This is a genomic window from Paenibacillus sp. FSL L8-0436, assembly GCF_038593025.1.
In the GTDB taxonomy this organism is placed as follows: Bacteria; Bacillota; Bacilli; order Paenibacillales; family Paenibacillaceae; genus Paenibacillus_AQ.
Genome location: NZ_CP151955.1, coordinates 737,228 through 756,148, shown reverse-complemented (window position 1 = coordinate 756,148; position 18,921 = coordinate 737,228). Strand labels below are relative to the sequence as shown.

Genomic DNA, 18,921 nt, shown 5'->3' with positions numbered 1-18,921 from the left:
TTGTGACATTCCTCTCTTGAAATCTAAAAAGACACCTTTCGGTGTCTCCGCTCTGATCCTATTCCAATCATCTAAAAAGACAACAAAAAAAGATGTCCGCAGCCATCCGTGGCTTCCGTGACATCTTCATACCCGTGCTCTAGAAGAAAATTGTAAAGATAACTCCCGCCAGCACTGCACTGATCGGAATTGTAATAAACCAGGTAACGATAATCCGTCCGGCAACTCCCCATTTCACAGCGGAGAAGCGTTTGGCAGAGCCTACACCAAGAATCGAGGATGTAATGGCATGCGTTGAACTTACCGGCAAATGCATCAGCGTGGCCGTGAAAATAACAGAAGCCGCGGATATATCCGCTGCAAAGCCGTTGATCGGCTCGATTTTGAAAATTTTGGTTCCCATCGTCTTAATGATCTTCCAGCCGCCAATCGACGTTCCGAGTGCCATCGACGTAGCTGCAGCAATCTTAACCCACAGCGGAACTTCCATAGTCTCCAGACGTCCCGAAGTCACGAGCGCAAAGGTGATAATTCCCATCGCCTTCTGGGCATCATTCGTACCGTGCGTGAAGGATTGCAGCGCCGCTGTAATGATCTGCATCGAGCGGAAGCCTTTATTCACCGTGTGCGGACTGCGTTTGGCGAAGATCCATTTCAGTATCGTCATAACAATATAACCAATGACAAAGGCAATGAGCGGGGAGAAAATCAATCCTTCCACAATCTCAATAAAACCGCTCCATTTGATGTGGTCCGTACCGGCCCCTACATACACAGCACCGGCCAATGCCCCGATAAGTGCATGTGAAGAAGAAGAAGGAATCCCCAGCCACCAGGTAACCAGATTCCAGATAATCGCGGCTATCAGGGTAGCTATAACAATATCAATCCCGTTATCTAGCAAGGTAGGGTCGGTAATGCTGCCGCCGATCTTCTTGGCTACTCCTGTAAACATCAGAGCCCCTACAAAGTTCATCGACGCCGCCATAATGATAGCGGTACGCGGCTTTAGCGCCCGTGTGGAGACGGAGGTGGCGATTGCGTTGGCTGTATCATGGAAGCCGTTGATGAAATCGAACGCAAGCGCGAGAAATATAACAAAACCTAGCATAAATAATGATGTTTCCATATTTCAGAGCCCCTTATGAGTTGCGCATGATGATTGATTCCAGCATGTTGGCTACGTCTTCACATTTATCCGTGGTCGTCTCCAACCGCTCATACAGCTCTTTGCGCTTGATCAGCTCAATCGGGTCTTTTACGGTCTCGAATAAGGCTTTGGTGCAAATGCGAAGCACTTCATCCCCTTGATTCTCCAGATCATTCAGACGAATGGTATACTCACGAATCGCCAGGAGTTTCTTCTGGGACAGCAAATGAACGGCTTTTTGGATTTCATAGGCAGATTGGCGCAGAATTTCCGCGAATTGAACGATATATTCATCAGGGTCCAGCAGGTTATACATATAGAAACGCGAGGCCGAAGCTTCCAGGCCGTCAATGACATCGTCCATGCTGGTAATTAAGTCCATAATGTCGTCGCGTTCCAGCGGCGTGATGAACGTCTTGTTCAACTCTTTAATAACGGTGTGCGTGTAAGTATCGCATTGGGATTCGTACTTCTTCATCACCGCAGCGAAGTTTTCGACATTCTCCTGGAGAGTTGTAATATTCTGAGCGAAGTAATCCGCAGCCTGGACAATGGTGTCAGCCATATTTTCCAGCGTCTCAAAGAAAATGTCCTTTTTTTTAAACTTCATTAGTTTAAACCCCTTTACATAAAATTGCCGTGAAAACTTGAAGCCACTCATATGTAAACAGCATGAAAATGAATGACAACCCTTGTTATCTTATCATATCAATAGAAGGGATAGAAGTAAAAAGAACGAACTTTTTTACACTATATTAACAATTCCCAGTAATAACAAAAATAATTCTCTGAACAGCCATTTTTCAGGTTTGGAATCACGTTGTACTTGGAACCGCTGTATAGTTCACATGGCTGCTGAAGGCTGGCGCATTAGGGACGATCAGAATATGTGTGACGCCCGGATACATCAGCGCTTCTGTCCCGTCACTCTTCACAAACCGGATCACATCGTCCGGCTTGCGAGACCATTTGCCTTTGATCACCTGCCCGCGCTGAAACAGCAGCGCTTCGCCGCCCAGCTCCACATCAATCTGCAGTCTGCCGACATCATCCAGCACCTTATGGTCCGATCCAATCACCATGACATTCGCCGCTTCCACAGGACTGGCATTATTCAGATCCAAATGCGGCTTCCCGTTCACCCAGCGCAGGTAGGTCCGCGTCTCGGGATTATATTTATAACCTACGTTATAACTCGTCAGCAGAAAGTTAACATTTAACTCCACAGCAGCCTCACCTTCAGTCGGCAAGAAATCCGGATCGGTGAATGGATACCCGGGAACCTGTGCTTTCTCGGCATACCCCAGCTTTCCGGCACCCTCCCGCAGCTTGGCTGCATTGCTGTAGAGGTTATGCGGAGCTTTGCGCTCCTTGTCCCGCCAGAAATAGGCACCGGCCCGGCCGATCTCATCCATATCCTCCTTCTTCTGACCTTGCAGAATCGCATATGCAGCGGGACTGCCGCCGGCATGTACCGTGACCGCCCCATAACTCTCACCGATATCGATCAGATAAGGGCGGATACTGCGGATAGGTCCGATTTTGACGACTCCGGTATGACTCTGGAAGATCCCGATCAGACGGGTAATTCCGCCTTCGGCCAACACTTCGTACAGAATGTCCGCTTCGCTGATACCGGACTGCGGCCGGGCAGCGGGTGCATTATTGACCATTACAGCCAAGGGCCTCAGCAGCTCCCCTTGCACCGGAAGCCCAGTCAATCCTGACTGCTGCCCGGTGTTAGCCGGGTCGGTTGTCGGCGACGGCTCTATGGAAGCTGTTGGCACCGGAGAAAGTGTAGGTGATGGGGACGGGGCAGGCAGATTCTCCGCGCTTGGTGTTCCGCAGGCGGAGAGCAGCAGTGCGGTAAGCATAAGACCGGATATGAGACGGGAAGAATAGCGGTTCATGGTCATAAACTTGTTGTTCCTCCTAAAAGTTTTGTAGCTTTACTTCATAGTTTCTACTCCGTACAAAACTGGCTTCGAAAGCATGTGCTTAAAGTTTTGTAGCATTACCTCTTTGAATTCACTCCGCACAAAATTCACTTCGTACAAAACCCGTATCGCGTTTCTTCCATTTAATCACAGGCTAGCAGATTTGTCTTGCACACTGCCTTCTTCACCCGCAAAATAAAGAGGATACAGCCCGCTATCGGCTGTATCCTCTGTTTATTGTATGAATTTGCGCTAGTCTACCATCCAGCAGTTCAGGCTGAGCGTTCCGTATTGATACGCCTGAATCATCAGTTGTGCCCGCTTGCCTTCATCTGCGGTGCCCATAATATAGAAGAGCGGAACAAAATGTTCCCTTCCATAAGACGGAACCGCATCGCGCACATGTGGCGCCTGCTTCTCGTACGCGAACAGAGACGGCAGATCCCATGCCGCAAGTCCTTTGGCAACCCACGCATCGAAATCGAGCGCCCATTGCTCGGGTGTATCATCCTGCTTGAGCATCCGCAGATTGTGGACTAATCCTCCGCTTCCGATCAGCAGTATTCCCTCATCCCGCAGCGGAGCCAGCATTCGCCCGATAGTATACTGTTCCTCGGGAGAGCGCAAAGAATCGACGGATAAAGCCACTACCGGAATATCGGCCTGCGGGAACATCTTCTTCAGGATCACCCATACGCCATGATCAAGGCCGCGCCCCAGAACAGGCTGATGGGCGAGATTATTCTCCTTGAAGAGCTCGGAAATACGGTTGCTGAGTGCGGGATCACCCGGGGCAGGATAGGTCAGCGAATACATTTCTTCCGGAAATCCATAGAAATCATGCTGCGTCTCATGCTGTGCGTCCACGGTAATCAGCTGCTCAGGGCTATCCCAATGCGCGGAGAAAACTACAATACCGCGGAGCTTCCCCAGATCCTGACCAAGCCGCTCCAGGAAACGGGTGTACTCATTATCCTCCAGAGCGAGGAGCGGAGAACCGTGCGCAATAAAAAATGCCGGTAATTTCATAGGGTGCCAACCTCCATAACCCAGTATATGGTGTGCCCCTTTATTTTACCGCTAAATCACAGTTATTGCTAATGCTACATATCACCTATATCATCCAGTTCTGCCATTCCTGCTGCAGATGCTCCTGCTGGTTCATCCACTCCCGGGTCCGTTTCAGCACCTGCTCCTGCGCCGGGCCTGAGGAAAAGGTATGGTCTCCCTGGAAAATGATCTCCTTGTCGCAGCGTCCCTCCGGCCGGGTCCAGAACAGCTTCTGATAAAGGAAGGCATAATCAACCGGAATGACATCGTCGGAGGTTCCATGAATAACGAGCACATCTCCACTGAACTTGCCGGCCTCCTGAAAAGGCTGGAAAGCAGCCAGCGAGTTGAAATATACCGGAGTAAACGTATATCCGGCGTAATCGGACGACCCGCTCTTCACCGACCGGTCATAAGCTTCCCTTCCTACAATCTTTACGATATCATTGAACGGATAGCCGACGGCAGACCACAGGACCAGATTCTTCACCCTCCGGTCGCGGACTCCGGTCAAGAGAGCTACGGCACCGCCGAGACTGTGTCCGATAAGCGTAACGCGCTGCGGATCCACGTCTGCAGAACCGATCCCGTAATCAAGCACGGCCCGGGTCTGGGCAATCATGGATTCCATATCCTCGCTGCCGTAATTCCCGGTGCTCTCTCCGCATCCCGCATAATCAAAGCGGATCACCATATATCCGTCCTGCGCCAATTCACGGGCTGCCTTGACAAAGATCCGGTCAACGCCGATCCGGCTGCCTACAAAACCATGGCAAATAACCGTCAGAGGCACACGGTCCTTGCAGCGGCCGCTGCTCCCCTTTTCACGCGATGGATAATGTATGCTTGCTGTGAGCTCCTCCTGGTTATGCCGGATAATAATGTTCCGTTCCATGGCCGTATCCTCCTCTAAAAGTAAAGCTATTCCAAAGTATAATAATTCCGATTAACTTAGTGTGATTTATATCTTTATTATACGGTTTACGTTATTATTGTCAACAAGAAGCCCGCGGAAATCATTAATGACCGAAAAGGCCCCTTCCGCTCCCAAAGGAACAAAAGAGGCCCCTGCCCGCAGAACTCACTCAATCGTAGCTGTCGTGAAACATATCATGGGTTTCCCGTCTGCCTTCCCAATCCTCCAGGCCGTTATCCTGATCCTGCCCCGCTGCGTCCCACAGGCTGAAGCCGTCGGAATTGCCCCAATCGCCCACTTCATTAGCCTGCACAGGCGCGAAGCCGTCACCCATGAATTTGCCTGGTTCTTCTTTTTTCTCATGTCCCATAACGCTGCCTGCCTTCCTATAAGCTGTATTTGGTAAAGCAACTTCAAACTTCATTATCAGTGTTCACTCTTCCAAAAGGATTATTCACGGGACAGGTAAAATGGATGTCCTTGCACACAACAGCCGCCCAACCGTATACTCTAGGTTATAGGCTATCGCGATCAAGACTACTGGAGGTTTACATCCATACTATGAAAGTCAAAGCTATGATTAAACAAAATAACGTTCTGCGCGAGCAGATGACACCCTCTAACCGCTCTTATATGGAAGATATGATTCTGGAGATGCGGAGCAGCCGGGTAGAAGCTGTCCGCGCGGAGGAACTGCTGCTGGAAGCAGCAAACCTTATGCTGCGGGAACAGAGTAAAGGCAAGGATGCGAAGCAAATATTCGGAGAGCATCCGGGAGATTATTTCCGGGAGATCATAGACAGCATTCCTGAACGCCCTGTGCGCAGCCAGTGGAACTATTACTTGATGATATCCTGGGCATCTCTGACGAGTCTGTTCGCCGTACTCGCGATTGCCGGGCTCATCCTGTTATGGATCACCGGGTCAGCAGGCATATTCAGCCAGATCAGCCTGTTTACGATTCTGCTCGTAGGCGCAGGGTCCGTGGTTATTATTGAACTGCTTATGAAATGGCTGTCTTCCCTGTCCGAAAGCGATGCACCCAGACCTAAACCCTTTGATCTCAAAGGGCTGGGCGTCTATGTCGTAATCGTCATCATCGCCGTATTTGCCGGGGCATTCCTCGAAAACTTGTTTCCGGTCATCTCCATCTCCCCCTGGGTGAGCCTGATTCTGTGTCTGGGCGGAGGGCTTGGACTAAAACTTATATTCTTCAGATCATAGATTTCTTATTCTACTTCCGACCAAACAGGAGGAACTTCCATGAAGAAGCACATCATACTAACCGCGGTTATTGCTGCAGTACTGGGAATCCAGCCGGGCTTCGCTGCACCCGTGCAGGCGGAAGGATCAACCGCCGCATCTGCCGGAGCCTCCAAATCGGTGGTAACTGAAGCCGCCAAGAAGCAACATGCCGAGGCGGTCTATAAAACGACCTTGTCGCTGCTGAAATCTTCCAGCACGCTTCATCAGGGAATCAGCTACCTGAACAGCAACATTTATTCAGTCACCCCCTATCAGGCGGCATTAATGACCCTGAGGCTGGAGAATCTGCAAAAATCGCTGCTGCAATCCTGGGAGAGTAAATTCAGCAGCAACGAAATCCAGCGTAAGCTCGCCTCCATCTACAAAGAGGGCAGCAGCATGGCCAAGCTTGCCGAGAGTACGGAGGATGCTGCCTTGCGCAGCCTGCTGAAGAGCGCCGGAGAGAGCGGCTACAAGCTGGAGAATGCGGAAGGGACTTTTTTTCCAATCATCGATTATTCAACCTACCGCAGATATAAAATGTATGTTACAGATGACATCCGCGATTATATTACGATTATGGCCATTGAGTCGGAGCTTCCTTCATCCAAGGACAACGGCCTTGTGATTTCCTGGACGGATGTGGTTGCCCGGGCGCTGTCCCAGGAAGAGTTCACCCTGTCCTATCCCAAATCCAACCGGATCGCGGCAGTTAAGACGCTGTATTCCATGTATGTTGGCGATACTTTCTATGGCCAGAACAATACGCCGCTCTTCCACTATGACAATCTGGAGATGGATCTGGAAGCCCAGAAAGCCTATAGCAGCATACTGGCTAAGCACAACGGCAGCAGTCAATTTCTCCAGAAGCTGGATGGCCTTATGAAGCTGTTGAAGGAGAATGGCTATAAGCTTGATGAAGGTGTCCAGCAGTATCTGAAGACAGAAGTCCCCCTCTCCTGAACTATGCAAAAATGCCCGCCCCTGCTGTTTCGGGGGCGGGCATTTTCTATAGATAACCGGTATACTGTGTTTCCCTGCTTAAATCAGCATATTAAACAGATTGGGATCCTTGTTGATCTCGGTATAATCAAGACCCTTCTGCTGCATCCGTTCGATCAGCGGAGCGTAGTCATCTGTGTTCAGAAGCTCGATGCCGACCAGCGCCGGGCCGTTCTCTTTGTCATTCTTCTTCGTATACTCGAACCGTGTAATATCATCGTTAGGCCCAAGCACCTCGGCCAGGAACTCACGCAGTGCACCGGCCCGCTGCGGAAAGTTGACCATAAAGTAATGCTTCAGGCCTTCATAAATCAATGACCGTTCTTTAATTTCCTGCATCCGGTCAATGTCATTGTTGCCGCCGCTCACGATACAGACCACCGTCTTGCCGCGGATTTGATCACGGTACTGATCAAGCGCAGCCATGGGCAGTGAGCCTGCCGGTTCAACGACAATGGCATTTTCGTTGTACAGCTCCAGAATCGTCGTGCATGCCTTGCCCTCCGGCACCTTAATAACGTCATCCAGATGCCGGGAGCAGATATCATAGGTAAGTCCGCCGACACGCTTCACGGCTGCGCCGTCCACAAACTTATTGATTTCTTCAAGGGTCACTACAGCCCCGTTGTTCATGGCTTCACTCATGGAAGCCGCACCAGTCGGCTCTACACCAATCACCTTGGTATTCGGGCTTACAGTCTTCACGTAGGTGGCTACACCGGCAGCCAGACCGCCCCCGCCAATGGTAACGAACATGAAGTCTGCCGGCTTGTCCAAACTTTCCATAATCTCCATGGCAACCGTCCCGTTGCCGGCGATAATACGCGGTTCATCGAAGGGATGGATCAGTGTCATCCCGTGATCAATACAAGCCTGCAAGGCTTCATCATACGCATCGTCGAAGGTATCCCCCTTCAGAATAACCTCAACATATTCACCGCCGAACCGCCGGACCTGTTTGATCTTCTGGTTGGGGGTGGTGGTTGGCATATAGATCTTGCCCTTAATGCCTAGTGCTTTGCAGGAATACGCCACGCCCTGCGCATGGTTTCCCGCGCTGGCACAGACGATTCCCTTGCTTCTATCCTCCGCAGACAAGCTGCGAATCATATTGTACGCGCCGCGAATCTTGAAAGAACGGACAATCTGCAAGTCCTCACGTTTCAAATACACATTGCAGCCGTATTTGGCCGACAACACCGCATCCAGCTGCAGCGGTGTACGGACGATAACCTCCCGCAGCACATGGTGTGCCCGCACAATATCTTCCATTCCTACGATCCGGTTTTCGCCTTCTCTCATCAATTCCTCGCCTCACTGTCTCTATCTAATCTATTTGCTTCTTGTAACATACTCTTCCAAGGACATTTTATCAAGCATTGTCCTCTCCGGGCAACACATGAATACCTTTTATATACGGTCCTAGTTCGGCAGTTAAGCGTTGAATCTGGATACCGTTGTCAGCAATTGGGCAGAGCTGTGTTTGATTTCTTCCATCTCGGCCACGATGCCTCCGGATTTGCCAATAATCTGCTCGGCTTGGGCAGCGATGCTCCCCGCGCCCTCAGCTCCCTCATTCGTGGCACTGCTGGTCTCGCTGATTGCGGTGAGTATACTCTGGATGGAAGCCAGCAGCTGCTCGGAGGTGGCGCTAAAGTCCGTTACCAGCTCATCGATATATTTGGCATCCTCGCTGTACTGCCGGCCCGTCTCCTGCATGGAATTATAGTCCTGTAGCACCTGCTGGTCCATAAAGCGCAGCATACTCTCCGCCCCCTCCACCAGGCCGGACACCGCTCTAACTACGGCCTCTGTTGCCTCCTGAATCTCAGTCACCGTGTCTCGCGAGTTGTCGGCAAGCTTGCGGATCTCCTCCGCCACAACAGCGAATCCCCGGCCCGCTTCTCCCGCTCTGGCCGCTTCAATCGAGGCGTTCAGCGACAGCAGGTTGGTCTGGGCAGCAATCTCCAGAATCGCACTAGTTAAGGTGCCGATCCGTGAGATGGATTTCGATTGCTCTATCGCGCTCCGCAGCTTCACTTCGCTCTCTCCATACATCTCGTCCGCCTGCTTCCGCGAGCGGAACGCCCCCTCCTTGAGCCGTTCGGCCCGCTCATTGATCGCACTGGCAGCATCAGCGCCCTCCTGGGCTTTGCGGGCAATACCGCTGACCGCATGCCCGATCTCATTCGTACTGGCATTCATTTCCTCCATCGAGGCTGCCGTCTGCTGCATTCCAGCCGATAATTCCTCCGTAATAGCCGAGATCTCGGAGATGCTTCCGTCCAGCGCAGATACATTTTTCTCCGTATTATCTACAGCACCCGAAATGCTCTGCGAGCTGCTCATAATGTCCTGAATCAGCGCCTGCTGCGAAGAGATCATCTCGTTGAAGCCGTGCGCCAACACTCCGATTTCTCCTTTGGCTGTAACCTTGGCCCGTACCGACAAATCACCCGACATCGCCTTCTGGAAAGCAGCAGTCAGGATCGGAATCTGCTTCAGAATGCTGTTGGAGACAAAATAGAGCAGCACGGACATTACCACAATAGAAGCAATAATAGAGAGCATGAAGATCAGTTTGAACATTTGCAGTTCCTTCTCCGCATTTTTTTCAGGAACAATCAGCGCTACCGACCATTGGTTCTCCACCGCAGGGGAATAGGATACATAGCTTGCCTTTCCGTCGATATCCGTCTGGATGACATTGGAGCCCCACTCGGTCATTTTGTCACCGACTGCTTTCCAGTCCTCGCCGAGATCGCCCATCTTCTTCAGCAGAATATTATCGCTGTCCGGATGATAGATGAACGTACCGGTCTTATCAATCAGTACAGCAAAACCGCTGCCCTTATAGTTAAAAGCACTCAACGCCTGTGTTATTTGCTCCGTGGAGATATCCGCTCCCGCCACTCCAATCAGCTTGCCGGCATCATTCAGAATCGGCGCACTGACACTGACTACCATCTTGCCCGAGCCGGCATCAATATAAGGGTCCGTAACTGTAACACGGTTATTCTTGGCCGTCACCGCGTACCAGTCGCGTTCCTTCAGATTAAAATCTGCCGGAGGTTCAAACTCATCCTGGGTAATCACTTTGTTTAGCGCATCCAGTCCCACATATACGTTCAGCAGGTTTTTGTTGTTGTCCTTAATCAGGTTAAGTGTACGGATCAGTTCACTATAGCCGTTTGTCGTCTTTAGCGTATCCCCGGGGTCTGCCCGATCGATGAAGTCACGGACATAAGCATTGGCATTGAGCAGCTCCACACTGTTCATAGCGGGCCGAAGCAGATCATTGACCTTTACACTGATTTTCTCCTTCTCATAGGTCAGCGAGCTGTTCAGATCATCTACAATAATTTGTTTCGCATTGCTGTAGATCACAACCGATACAATAACGAAAATAGCAACGACAGATAAAATCACGGACAAAAACAGCTTGCCGCGGATACCCATATTGCTAAAGATTCGAATCATTGAACGCAATGCGGAGAACAGCCCGCTTACCTTCTTTTCCTGTACAGCCGGGTGATCCGGCTCCTTCTTCTCCACAACCTTAAGCTCAGGCTGCAGCCCGTTCTTGATCTTCTCTTCCTTATTTTTTCTTAGTGCCATAGGACTCCCCGCCTTCCATAAAATATGGGCCGACAATACTCTCTCTATGAATGTTTCCTTGTTTTCGACTTATTTCTGCAAAAAACCCCTTTATCCCTTTAACGTTTTACCTCGAGCTGTGAAAAAACTGTGTCCATGTCAGGTATTTTCACAAAACAGCATAATAAAAAAACATTTTTATGTAAAAATGCGTAATTCGACCCTATTTATGCTGATATTAAGGATTTCGTTGGTTTTTATGTGAGGATTTATATCAGTAAAGGGGATTAAATAGAGAGTGAAGAGGGAGGTGATCCGATATTTTCTTAAAGCTTAGCGCTGGGAGAGGATTGCAGTTGCGGCACCAGATAATACTTCGAAGATTGTGCAAACGATTTGCCGCAACCACGCAAGTTTTTATAACTTTTAACTTTCAATCCTTCTGTGTTCAGACAAACCGGAGACGCAGGGAGTGGGTAGGCCAAAGCTCCTCGTTTACAGGTTCATTGTTGCTATGGAACGATTTCATGGCTGTACGCGTGCCAGAGCTCCTGTTGTATTCATTTATAAGTTCGTCGAGCACCATCGATTGATGGAGCACGGCGGGATGGCCCAGAGTATATTGATTTTCCAACTTATTCAGCTTATACCGGGCTTGTTCAATGCGTTGTTTCAAACATTCCGCTTCCTTCACTCTTATCCCTCCTCATTTAAGTATTTTAGAAGAGTATTTCTTTTTCCGGGTGAAATTTTTTTTCAGAGAACTTCCGCTATAAATTAAAAAAAACACAGCCTGAGCGGCTGTGTCCGTATACATCATATGATGAACTATTGCTTCAGCATCCACTTGAGCAGGTCCGGCATGCTGGCCCATAAACGGGAGTGCATGATGACATATTCAATCGCTTCATTAGAATCTCCCAAGCCTACAAAATCCGGCAGGTTATGCGGCAGCCGCTTCACGCCCAGTAAATAATCCGGCACATGCTTGTTCACACCACGCGCCACACGGTACAGCATCTTGAGCTGGGAGGTGATTCCGTTCTTCTTGTATTCAAGGACAATCCGGTCATAGGCAAACGCAGCCGCTGCATCATCCTTGCCGTATTTCTTCAGCACACGTTCTGCATCATTCAACCGGTTGGTGTACAAGTACGCAGCCGCCAGCAAATACCGCGCACCGGTATTGTCTTCCGGATTAAGCTCCATGATGCGTTCCAGCATCTGCGCCGCTTCTTCCGCGTTGCCACTGAACCAGCAAGACTCGGCATAGCTCTTGCAGACGCGGATGTATGGCCGGGTTTCATGCAGGCCCCAGAAGTATCCTTTGTTTTGGATAAAATACAGCTCCCCCAGCTCACGCTCACCCGCAGCAATTCCCGCTTTGAGGTAGGCACGCGCCTCCTGCTCATTCTCCGATTCCTCAGCCAGAATAAGATAGGCGTCGGAATTGTCCGGATATAATTCAAGTGCAGCTTCAGCCAGTTGAATCCGCCGTTTGGTAGAGGTGGCTTCCGCTGCCTGATACAGAAGGGCCTGTGCTTTCTCCTTAGGAGTACCCGGACCGTTCAGCACTAGCAGCTCGTCAGACTCGCCGCCCATGCCGTATTCCTCCACGTAGTTAAGCATTTCCTTAACCTTGCGGGAAATCGTAGCCGCAGTAACCTCATATTTGGTTGCAAGTTCCGCCTGCGAAATCATAAAGCCATACTCCTCGGACAGCAAATACTCGATCGCGGCACAGAAGGAACCCATTTTCTTCACAGCAGGTTTAGTCTGGCGGGAGAAGCCGTTCCAAAGCACTAATGCTTCAAAAATCAGCTCCCGCTCATACTGGTTTCTCATGCTTTCGATAAGCTGCATCGCCAGCTGCTCGTGGGCCGGATGCTCCCATTTCAGCTCGCGTGTTACCATCTTTTTCAGCTTGGTCAGGGTAAGCTTGCTCTCTGGACGAAGGACAGGTTCCAAAGCCTCAGGGCTCATGACAGGTTCAGTTACTACAGCCTCATGGGCTGCCGCCTCCTCCGTTGTTACGAGCCGAAGTATGGATTCAACCGCTGAGGTTTCTTTACCAAGGCAGCATCTTTTATATTTTTTCCCGCTTCCACATGGGCACAAGTCATTTCTTCCAACCTTACTCAAAAATAATTCCCCCTTAAATCTGTGACTAGCCATACACATAAGCGCATCGCTACTTTTGCACTATAAGTATCATTTCCCGGCAAGACGTATTCTATATTACGGGAACTTCACGGGCACTCCAAAAACCTAATTTAAAAAAGGCCTTTCCATGAAAGGAAAGACCCTTTATCTGTATATATCCGCACATTTTCCCCCGTACGAATTGTATTATAGCACTTCTTCTATCACTTGTCAGTCCTTTTTTGGGACTAATAGCGTAAAAATTTGCTAGGTTGCAGTCCTTTATCCTCAGATGAGCGCCTTCATGGCGATGTCACTGCGGTTCTGCTTTCCCTGGAAAGATATAGTTTCTGCACTGGCGTATGCGGCCGCACGGGCATCCGCAATACTCGCGCCCCTGCCGACAACACCAAGCACCCGTCCGCCATTCGTAACCCAGCTTCCATCTTCACCGCGTGCCGTCCCGGCATGGAAGATCAGCGCGTCCTGGCTGCTCTCCAGACCGGAGATAGGCACGTCTTTAGTATAAGGACCCGGATAACCCTCCGAAGCCAGCACTATGCATACAGCCGCTTCATCGCTCCACTGAATCTCAATATCTGCCAGCCTGCCTTCAGTGACAGCCAGAAAAATCTCCAGCAGATCACTCTTCAGCCTAGGCAGTACGACCTGCGTCTCGGGATCGCCGAAGCGGGCATTGAACTCAATCGTCTTCGGCTTACCATCTGGTGAAATCATCAGCCCGGCAAACAGTACGCCGCTAAAGGGGCGGCCTTCGGCCACCATCGCTTTTGCTGTTGGCTCGATGATCGTCTCCACCGCCTCACGGATAATATCCTCAGCGATGTGCGGCAGAGGTGAATAAGTGCCCATTCCGCCGGTGTTCGGTCCTTTGTCGCCGTCGAATATCGGCTTGTGATCCTGCGCTGCCGCCATTGGCCGCACCGTTTCACCGTCAACAAACGCAAGAATCGACATTTCCTGCCCGGCGAGGAATTCTTCAATGACCACCTGCGCACCGGCTTCCCCGAATACCTTGTCCACCATAATATCATGCAGCGCCTGCTCGGCTTCTTCACGTGAATAAGCTACGGTAACACCTTTGCCGGCAGCCAGGCCGTCTGCCTTGATGACGATCGGCAGCTCCTGTGCGCGCAAATAAGCAAGTGCTGCTTCATAACCGCTGAACTTCTCGTAGGCTGCTGTCGGGATGCTGTATTTGTGCAGCAGATCCTTCATGAACGTTTTGCTGCCTTCGATTTCAGCTGCATTCTTGCGCGGGCCGAACACAGGAATATTCTGCGCTTCAAAGGCATCAACGATACCTGCCGCGAGCGGATCATCCGGTCCAATGACTACAAGACCAATCTCACGCTCCTTGGCAAAAGCAGACAGCCTGTCGAATTCGAACACGCCGATCGGCACACATTCAGCAAGCTGCGCGATCCCGGCATTGCCGGGTGCACAGTAGATTTTACCGGCTTTGGGACTTTGGGACAGACTCCAGATGATCGCATGCTCCCGGCCCCCGCCGCCAACCACTAAAATATCCATATAAACGAAATCCTCCCCGGGCCTCTAGTGTTTGAAATGGCGGACGCCGGTGAAGACCATGGCAATTCCATATTCATTCGCAACCTTAATGGATTCCTCATCCTTGATCGAGCCGCCCGGTTGAATAACTGCGGTAATTCCAGCCTTCGCAGCCATTTCCAGCGTGTCGCCCATCGGGAAAAAGGCATCGGAAGCCAGTACAGCGCCTTTGGACTTCTCTCCGGCCTGTTCAATGGCAATTTTGGCTGCTCCGACACGGTTCATTTGTCCGGCGCCTACGCCAACAGTCATATCATCCGCCGCCAGTACAATCGCATTGGACTTCACATGCTTAACCACTTTCCAGCCGAACAGCAGCTGCTTGAGCTCTTCTTCGGTTGGCTTGCGGGTTGTGACCACTTGAAGCTCTTCCGGATTCACGGAGTGCACATCGCTCTCCTGCACTACCATACCACCCTCAATGGAGGTAACGACAAAGCTGTTCTTGCGTGCGGAGGCCGTGCTTAAGCTGCCGATTCTGAGCAGGCGGATGTTCTTCTTCTTCGTAAGGATCTCCAGCGCTTCATCTGTGAAGCCCGGTGCCAGTACGATTTCCAGGAAAATATCCTTCAGCAGGTTAGCGGTATCCGCATCAATAATACGGTTCGCAGCCACAATCCCGCCGAAAATGGAGGTTGGATCGGCATTGTAGGCTTTTTGGTAAGCCTCGTATACACTTGCGCCCACGCCCACGCCGCATGGATTCATATGCTTAACGGCCACAACCGCCGGCTCTTCGAATTCTTTGACGATTTGCAGCGCCGCATTGGCATCGTTGATGTTGTTGTAGGACAGCTCTTTGCCGTGCAGCTGCTCGGCAGCCGTCAGCGTATCCTGCGCAGCGAGCGGCTTGCGGTAGAACGCCGCCTTCTGATGCGGGTTCTCCCCGTAACGCAGATCCTGAATCTTCTCGTAAGTCACCGTATAGCGCTCCGGCAGCGGTTCACCGGTCACATTAGCCAAATAATCGGCAATCAGGGCATCGTAAGCCGCCGTATGGCGGAACACTTTTGCCGCAAGACGTTTGCGGGTCTCAAGGGTCGTATCTCCGCCTGCACGTACCTCATGAAGCACACCTGCATAATCGGCCGCGTCCACCACCACACTGACAAAAGCATGGTTTTTCGCCGCCGAACGCAGCATCGTCGGTCCGCCGATATCGATGTTCTCGATAGCTTCCTCGTACGATACATCCGGCTTGGCAATCGTCTCCGCGAACGGATACAGGTTCACCACGACCAGATCGATGTAGTCCAGCCCAAGCTCGGTCATCTGACGCGTGTGTTCCTCGTTGTCACGAACTGCCAGAAGTCCGCTGTGTACGGCAGGATGCAGCGTTTTGACGCGTCCGTCCATAATTTCCGGGAACCCTGTGACATCGGAAATACCGATGACTGGTACACCTTCTTTAGCCAAAAGTGTGCTAGTGCCGCCTGTGGAGATGATTTCTACGCCCAATGCAGACAACTCGCGGCAAAAATCCACGATGCCCTGTTTATCCGATACGCTGACCAGCGCTCTTTTGATACTCACTTTGAATAGTCCTCCTCCGGATGATGCTCGATTAGTTGTGTTTGAATGGTTAACGCTTAACAATGTGATGCTTAAACTTGTGTAACTGATCTACAAGCTCTTTCACCCGAATAAACCAGCCTTGCCAAATCACTAAAATTCCAGCAGCTTACAGCATTCTTCCTAAGGCATAAATCAGGCATTCCATCACTCTCCGACACCCTTTGCCCGCTTGTGCAATATTTCCCGAGAAATATCGGAAGTGACCGCAGAGATTAACCTTTGTCGATAAAAAGATCGTCGCACCGCGCAATCCGCCAGTATTTAACGCTAAATCGCAGCTCATGTCCATAGTATGCGACACAGGATGACTCCCATTTATGGCAAGCTCCCTGTCCTTAGCAGTAATCGCGCTTATACTTCTATTCGGAAATTGTGGTTTTTCTTCCGTCCAGTCCAATTTTCCCGGCGGCAAAAGCAGAGACTACCTCAGGGTAAAGCTCATACTCTACCTGATGAATTCGTCCGGCAAGGGTTTCCGTTGTATCTTCGGCCTCTACGGCAACGCCGCGCTGGGCAATAACCGGTCCGGTATCCATGCCCCCATCGACAAAATGCACCGTAACCCCCGTCAGCTTCACACCGTAGTCTAATGCCTGGCCGATGGCATCCTTGCCGGCAAAGGCTGGCAGCAGCGAAGGATGAATGTTGATGATGCGCCCGGCGTATGGTGTAAGCAGCACCGGAGTAATCAGCCGCATATATCCTGCCAGTACGACAAGCCCGATATCCCGGCGCTGCAGCTCGGCAACAATCTCCGCTTCATACAACTCCCGGCTTGCGAAGTCCTTCGGCCGCAGCAGGAGGGCAGGAATCCCCGCTTCCTCCGCACGCTGTGCGACTAGCGCTTCCGGCCTGTCGGATACCAGCAGCTCAATGCGGCCTCCGCCAAGCTTCCCTGCGTTCTGAGCCTGAACCAGCGCGGCAAAATTGCTGCCCTGCCCGGAGGCAAACACAGCGATCCGGCTGTACTGCATCACACTTCAGCTCCCGTAAAGGTAACCTTGCGTTCCCCTTCCGTTACTGTACCGATCAGATAAGCTTCTTCCCCGCCTGCTTTCAGCAATTCCAGCGCTTTTTCTCCGTCTTCTGCAGACACTACCAGCACCAGGCCCACGCCCATGTTGAAGGTAGTGAACATATCGCGGTTGCTTACATTGCCTTTGCTCTGCAGCAAGCCGAAAATCGGCAGAATCGGCCAGGAGCCATAATTAATCTCCACATTCACATGATCCGGCAGTACGCGCGGAATGTTCTCGATGAACCCGCCTCCGGTAATATGCGCCATGCCTTTGACCGGCAGCTGTTCCAGCAGCGCGAGCAGCGGCTTCACATAAATCTTCGTCGGAGCCAGCAGCACATCCACCAATGGAACTCCAAGCTCAGGGACCACATCGTTCAGCGCATAGCCGTCTTTCTCAAGCAGAAGCTTGCGTACCAGCGAGAAGCCGTTGCTGTGCACGCCGCTGGACGCGAGACCGATCACCGTATCTCCCGGTGCGATGTTCGCGCCCGTAACCAGCTTCGCTTTGTCGGCTACGCCAACTGTGAAGCCGGCGATATCATATTCGCCCGCTGAATACATCCCCGGCATCTCAGCCGTTTCGCCGCCGATGAGCGCGCAGCCTGCCTGGTGGCAGCCTTCCGCGATGCCGGCAACAATAGCCTCGATCTTCTCCGGCACAACCTTGTCGCAGGCGAGATAATCGAGGAAGAACAGCGGCTCTGCGCCTTGTACTACAATATCATTCACACACATGGCTACGGCATCGATGCCAATCGTGTCGTGGCGGTCGGCCGCGAAAGCGATTTTGAGCTTTGTGCCCACGCCGTCGGTTCCCGATACGAGCACCGGTTCTTCATACTTGTCCTTATTGAGACCAAACAGCGCGCCGAATCCGCCCAGCTCCGTCATAACCTCCGGACGGTACGTGCGCTTTACATGCTTCTTCATGCGTTCAACGGCCTCATTGCCAGCCGCAATATCCACTCCGGCGTTTTTATAAGCTTCCGACACTTTTGGACACCTCATTATTAGTTAGTTTAGAGCGCGTTTCGGGGCGGCAGGGATTGGGTGTGTGGTTCTTGGACGCCATTGCGATGAATGTTTGGACTTCCGGTCGCTGTTATATTTGGATTTCCTGATGTAAACCGCTGTTCGCGTTAGAAATCCAAATATAAAGCATATGCTTTCGACGTGAGCTTTCCTGCGGAAAGCTTTCAGGCGAATGCTATCGCTCCTACAGTTCCAAAATTCCTCTCCATGGCTTCCGAACCACCCGGGGCAAACCCAGCCGCAAGCCGCTGTACGCGCCTTGCACAGCAGCAGCACCTCGGCGCTTGGCAAAGACAAGCGCCTCCTCAGCGAGAAAAGCGTTCCCTGCATTTGCGCAGCAAACAAGGGTGAGCTTTAAGAGCTTTGTCTTTGGCGCGCGGGGCGAAGCCGGGCGCGCCTTGAGCGAGAGAACCCCCGATTTTGCGCAGCAAACAGGATGGGTTCTTGAGCTTTTAGCCCGGCGAGGCAGCATGCCGCCAGGGCACGGAGCGCCGTAGAGCGTGTCCCGGCCGTGCGCAGCACACAGGGACAAAGCGGGCACCCGCACCCCAGCCTTCTTAGCAAGTTAAAAGCAAACTCCTACCGCCAAACTTTCGGGTGGCCGGAGGGCAGAGCCCTTCGGAATCCCCCTTCGCAAGGGGGACTTAGGGGGATGGGCCAC

The 18,921-nt window shown here is 51.5% G+C and carries 16 protein-coding genes; 2 read left to right on the top strand and 14 right to left on the bottom strand.

Features of this window, described 5'->3' with window-relative positions; translation table 11 throughout:
- Positions 1-139: 139 nt before the first annotated feature.
- The 6 genes from NSS79_RS03510 to NSS79_RS03485 form a co-directional block, all read right to left on the bottom strand.
- Complete coding sequence (locus NSS79_RS03510; RefSeq protein ID WP_342438290.1) at positions 140-1,129, bottom strand: inorganic phosphate transporter; 990 nt, start codon at positions 1,127-1,129, stop codon at positions 140-142.
- Positions 1,130-1,142: 13 nt separating this feature from the next.
- Positions 1,143-1,760 carry a DUF47 family protein gene (locus tag NSS79_RS03505; RefSeq protein WP_038585709.1) on the bottom strand — a complete coding sequence of 206 codons (618 nt, stop codon included), beginning with the start codon at positions 1,758-1,760 and terminating at the stop codon, positions 1,143-1,145.
- 205 nt (positions 1,761-1,965) lie between these two features.
- Positions 1,966-3,066, bottom strand: coding sequence for a DUF3048 domain-containing protein (locus NSS79_RS03500; protein WP_342438289.1), 1,101 nt, complete (start codon positions 3,064-3,066; stop codon positions 1,966-1,968).
- A 273-nt stretch (positions 3,067-3,339) separates the two neighbouring features.
- Entirely contained in the window at positions 3,340-4,116 is a 777-nt protein-coding gene (locus NSS79_RS03495) for a class III extradiol ring-cleavage dioxygenase (RefSeq protein WP_342438288.1), read from the bottom strand.
- Positions 4,117-4,201: 85 nt separating this feature from the next.
- Positions 4,202-5,032 (bottom strand): alpha/beta fold hydrolase, encoded by an 831-nt coding sequence (locus tag NSS79_RS03490; RefSeq protein WP_342438287.1) that lies wholly within the window; start codon positions 5,030-5,032, stop codon positions 4,202-4,204.
- A 190-nt stretch (positions 5,033-5,222) separates the two neighbouring features.
- Entirely contained in the window at positions 5,223-5,423 is a 201-nt protein-coding gene (locus NSS79_RS03485; RefSeq protein ID WP_076110179.1) for a hypothetical protein, read from the bottom strand.
- A gap of 191 nt (positions 5,424-5,614) precedes the next feature.
- On the opposite strand from NSS79_RS03485, the gene NSS79_RS03480 reads away from it, so the two are divergent.
- Together NSS79_RS03480 and NSS79_RS03475 are read left to right on the top strand one after the other, a co-directional pair.
- Positions 5,615-6,277 carry a DUF1129 family protein gene (locus NSS79_RS03480; RefSeq protein WP_342438286.1) on the top strand — a complete coding sequence of 221 codons (663 nt, stop codon included), beginning with the start codon at positions 5,615-5,617 and terminating at the stop codon, positions 6,275-6,277.
- A 39-nt stretch (positions 6,278-6,316) separates the two neighbouring features.
- On the top strand, positions 6,317-7,261 hold the full coding sequence (locus NSS79_RS03475) for a hypothetical protein (RefSeq protein ID WP_342438285.1): 945 nt from the start codon (positions 6,317-6,319) through the stop codon (positions 7,259-7,261).
- A 78-nt stretch (positions 7,262-7,339) separates the two neighbouring features.
- Here the strand turns inward: NSS79_RS03475 and ilvA are convergent, their stop codons facing one another.
- The 8 genes from ilvA to purM all read right to left on the bottom strand — a co-directional run bounded on the left by ilvA (position 7,340) and on the right by purM (position 18,221).
- On the bottom strand, positions 7,340-8,602 hold the full coding sequence (ilvA, locus tag NSS79_RS03470) for a threonine ammonia-lyase IlvA (RefSeq protein ID WP_342438284.1): 1,263 nt from the start codon (positions 8,600-8,602) through the stop codon (positions 7,340-7,342).
- 132 nt (positions 8,603-8,734) lie between these two features.
- Positions 8,735-10,918, bottom strand: coding sequence for a methyl-accepting chemotaxis protein (locus NSS79_RS03465; RefSeq protein WP_342438283.1), 2,184 nt, complete (start codon positions 10,916-10,918; stop codon positions 8,735-8,737).
- Between the two features lie 427 nt (positions 10,919-11,345).
- Positions 11,346-11,573 (bottom strand): aspartyl-phosphate phosphatase Spo0E family protein, encoded by a 228-nt coding sequence (locus NSS79_RS03460; RefSeq protein ID WP_306080819.1) that lies wholly within the window; start codon positions 11,571-11,573, stop codon positions 11,346-11,348.
- Between the two features lie 152 nt (positions 11,574-11,725).
- On the bottom strand, positions 11,726-13,039 hold the full coding sequence (locus tag NSS79_RS03455) for an SEC-C metal-binding domain-containing protein (RefSeq protein ID WP_342438282.1): 1,314 nt from the start codon (positions 13,037-13,039) through the stop codon (positions 11,726-11,728).
- A 288-nt stretch (positions 13,040-13,327) separates the two neighbouring features.
- Positions 13,328-14,593, bottom strand: a complete 1,266-nt coding sequence (gene purD, locus NSS79_RS03450) for a phosphoribosylamine--glycine ligase (RefSeq protein WP_342438281.1) — start codon at positions 14,591-14,593, stop codon at positions 13,328-13,330.
- A 24-nt stretch (positions 14,594-14,617) separates the two neighbouring features.
- Positions 14,618-16,165 carry a bifunctional phosphoribosylaminoimidazolecarboxamide formyltransferase/IMP cyclohydrolase gene (purH, locus tag NSS79_RS03445; protein WP_342438280.1) on the bottom strand — a complete coding sequence of 516 codons (1,548 nt, stop codon included), beginning with the start codon at positions 16,163-16,165 and terminating at the stop codon, positions 14,618-14,620.
- A gap of 401 nt (positions 16,166-16,566) precedes the next feature.
- The gene (gene purN, locus NSS79_RS03440; RefSeq protein WP_342440293.1) at positions 16,567-17,181 is read right to left on the bottom strand and encodes a phosphoribosylglycinamide formyltransferase; all 615 of its coding nucleotides are present in this window, start codon (positions 17,179-17,181) and stop codon (positions 16,567-16,569) included.
- Complete coding sequence (gene purM, locus NSS79_RS03435; protein WP_342438279.1) at positions 17,181-18,221, bottom strand: phosphoribosylformylglycinamidine cyclo-ligase; 1,041 nt, start codon at positions 18,219-18,221, stop codon at positions 17,181-17,183. Before purM ends, purN begins: the two co-directional genes overlap by 1 nt.
- Positions 18,222-18,921 lie beyond the last annotated feature (700 nt).

Excerpts from the sequence above, each read along its gene's own strand:
- NSS79_RS03510 (WP_342438290.1), bottom strand. The coding sequence starts at position 1,129 with ATGGAAACATCATTATTTATGCTAGGTTTTGTTATATTTCTCGCGCTT.
- NSS79_RS03505 (WP_038585709.1), bottom strand. The coding sequence starts at position 1,760 with ATGAAGTTTAAAAAAAAGGACATTTTCTTTGAGACGCTGGAAAATATG.
- NSS79_RS03500 (WP_342438289.1), bottom strand. The coding sequence starts at position 3,066 with ATGACCATGAACCGCTATTCTTCCCGTCTCATATCCGGTCTTATGCTT.
- NSS79_RS03495 (WP_342438288.1), bottom strand. The coding sequence starts at position 4,116 with ATGAAATTACCGGCATTTTTTATTGCGCACGGTTCTCCGCTCCTCGCT.
- NSS79_RS03490 (WP_342438287.1), bottom strand. The coding sequence starts at position 5,032 with ATGGAACGGAACATTATTATCCGGCATAACCAGGAGGAGCTCACAGCA.
- NSS79_RS03485 (WP_076110179.1), bottom strand. The coding sequence starts at position 5,423 with ATGGGACATGAGAAAAAAGAAGAACCAGGCAAATTCATGGGTGACGGC.
- NSS79_RS03480 (WP_342438286.1), top strand. The coding sequence starts at position 5,615 with ATGAAAGTCAAAGCTATGATTAAACAAAATAACGTTCTGCGCGAGCAG.
- NSS79_RS03475 (WP_342438285.1), top strand. The coding sequence starts at position 6,317 with ATGAAGAAGCACATCATACTAACCGCGGTTATTGCTGCAGTACTGGGA.
- ilvA (WP_342438284.1), bottom strand. The coding sequence starts at position 8,602 with ATGAGAGAAGGCGAAAACCGGATCGTAGGAATGGAAGATATTGTGCGG.
- NSS79_RS03465 (WP_342438283.1), bottom strand. The coding sequence starts at position 10,918 with ATGGCACTAAGAAAAAATAAGGAAGAGAAGATCAAGAACGGGCTGCAG.
- purD (WP_342438281.1), bottom strand. The coding sequence starts at position 14,593 with ATGGATATTTTAGTGGTTGGCGGCGGGGGCCGGGAGCATGCGATCATC.
- purN (WP_342440293.1), bottom strand. The coding sequence starts at position 17,181 with ATGCAGTACAGCCGGATCGCTGTGTTTGCCTCCGGGCAGGGCAGCAAT.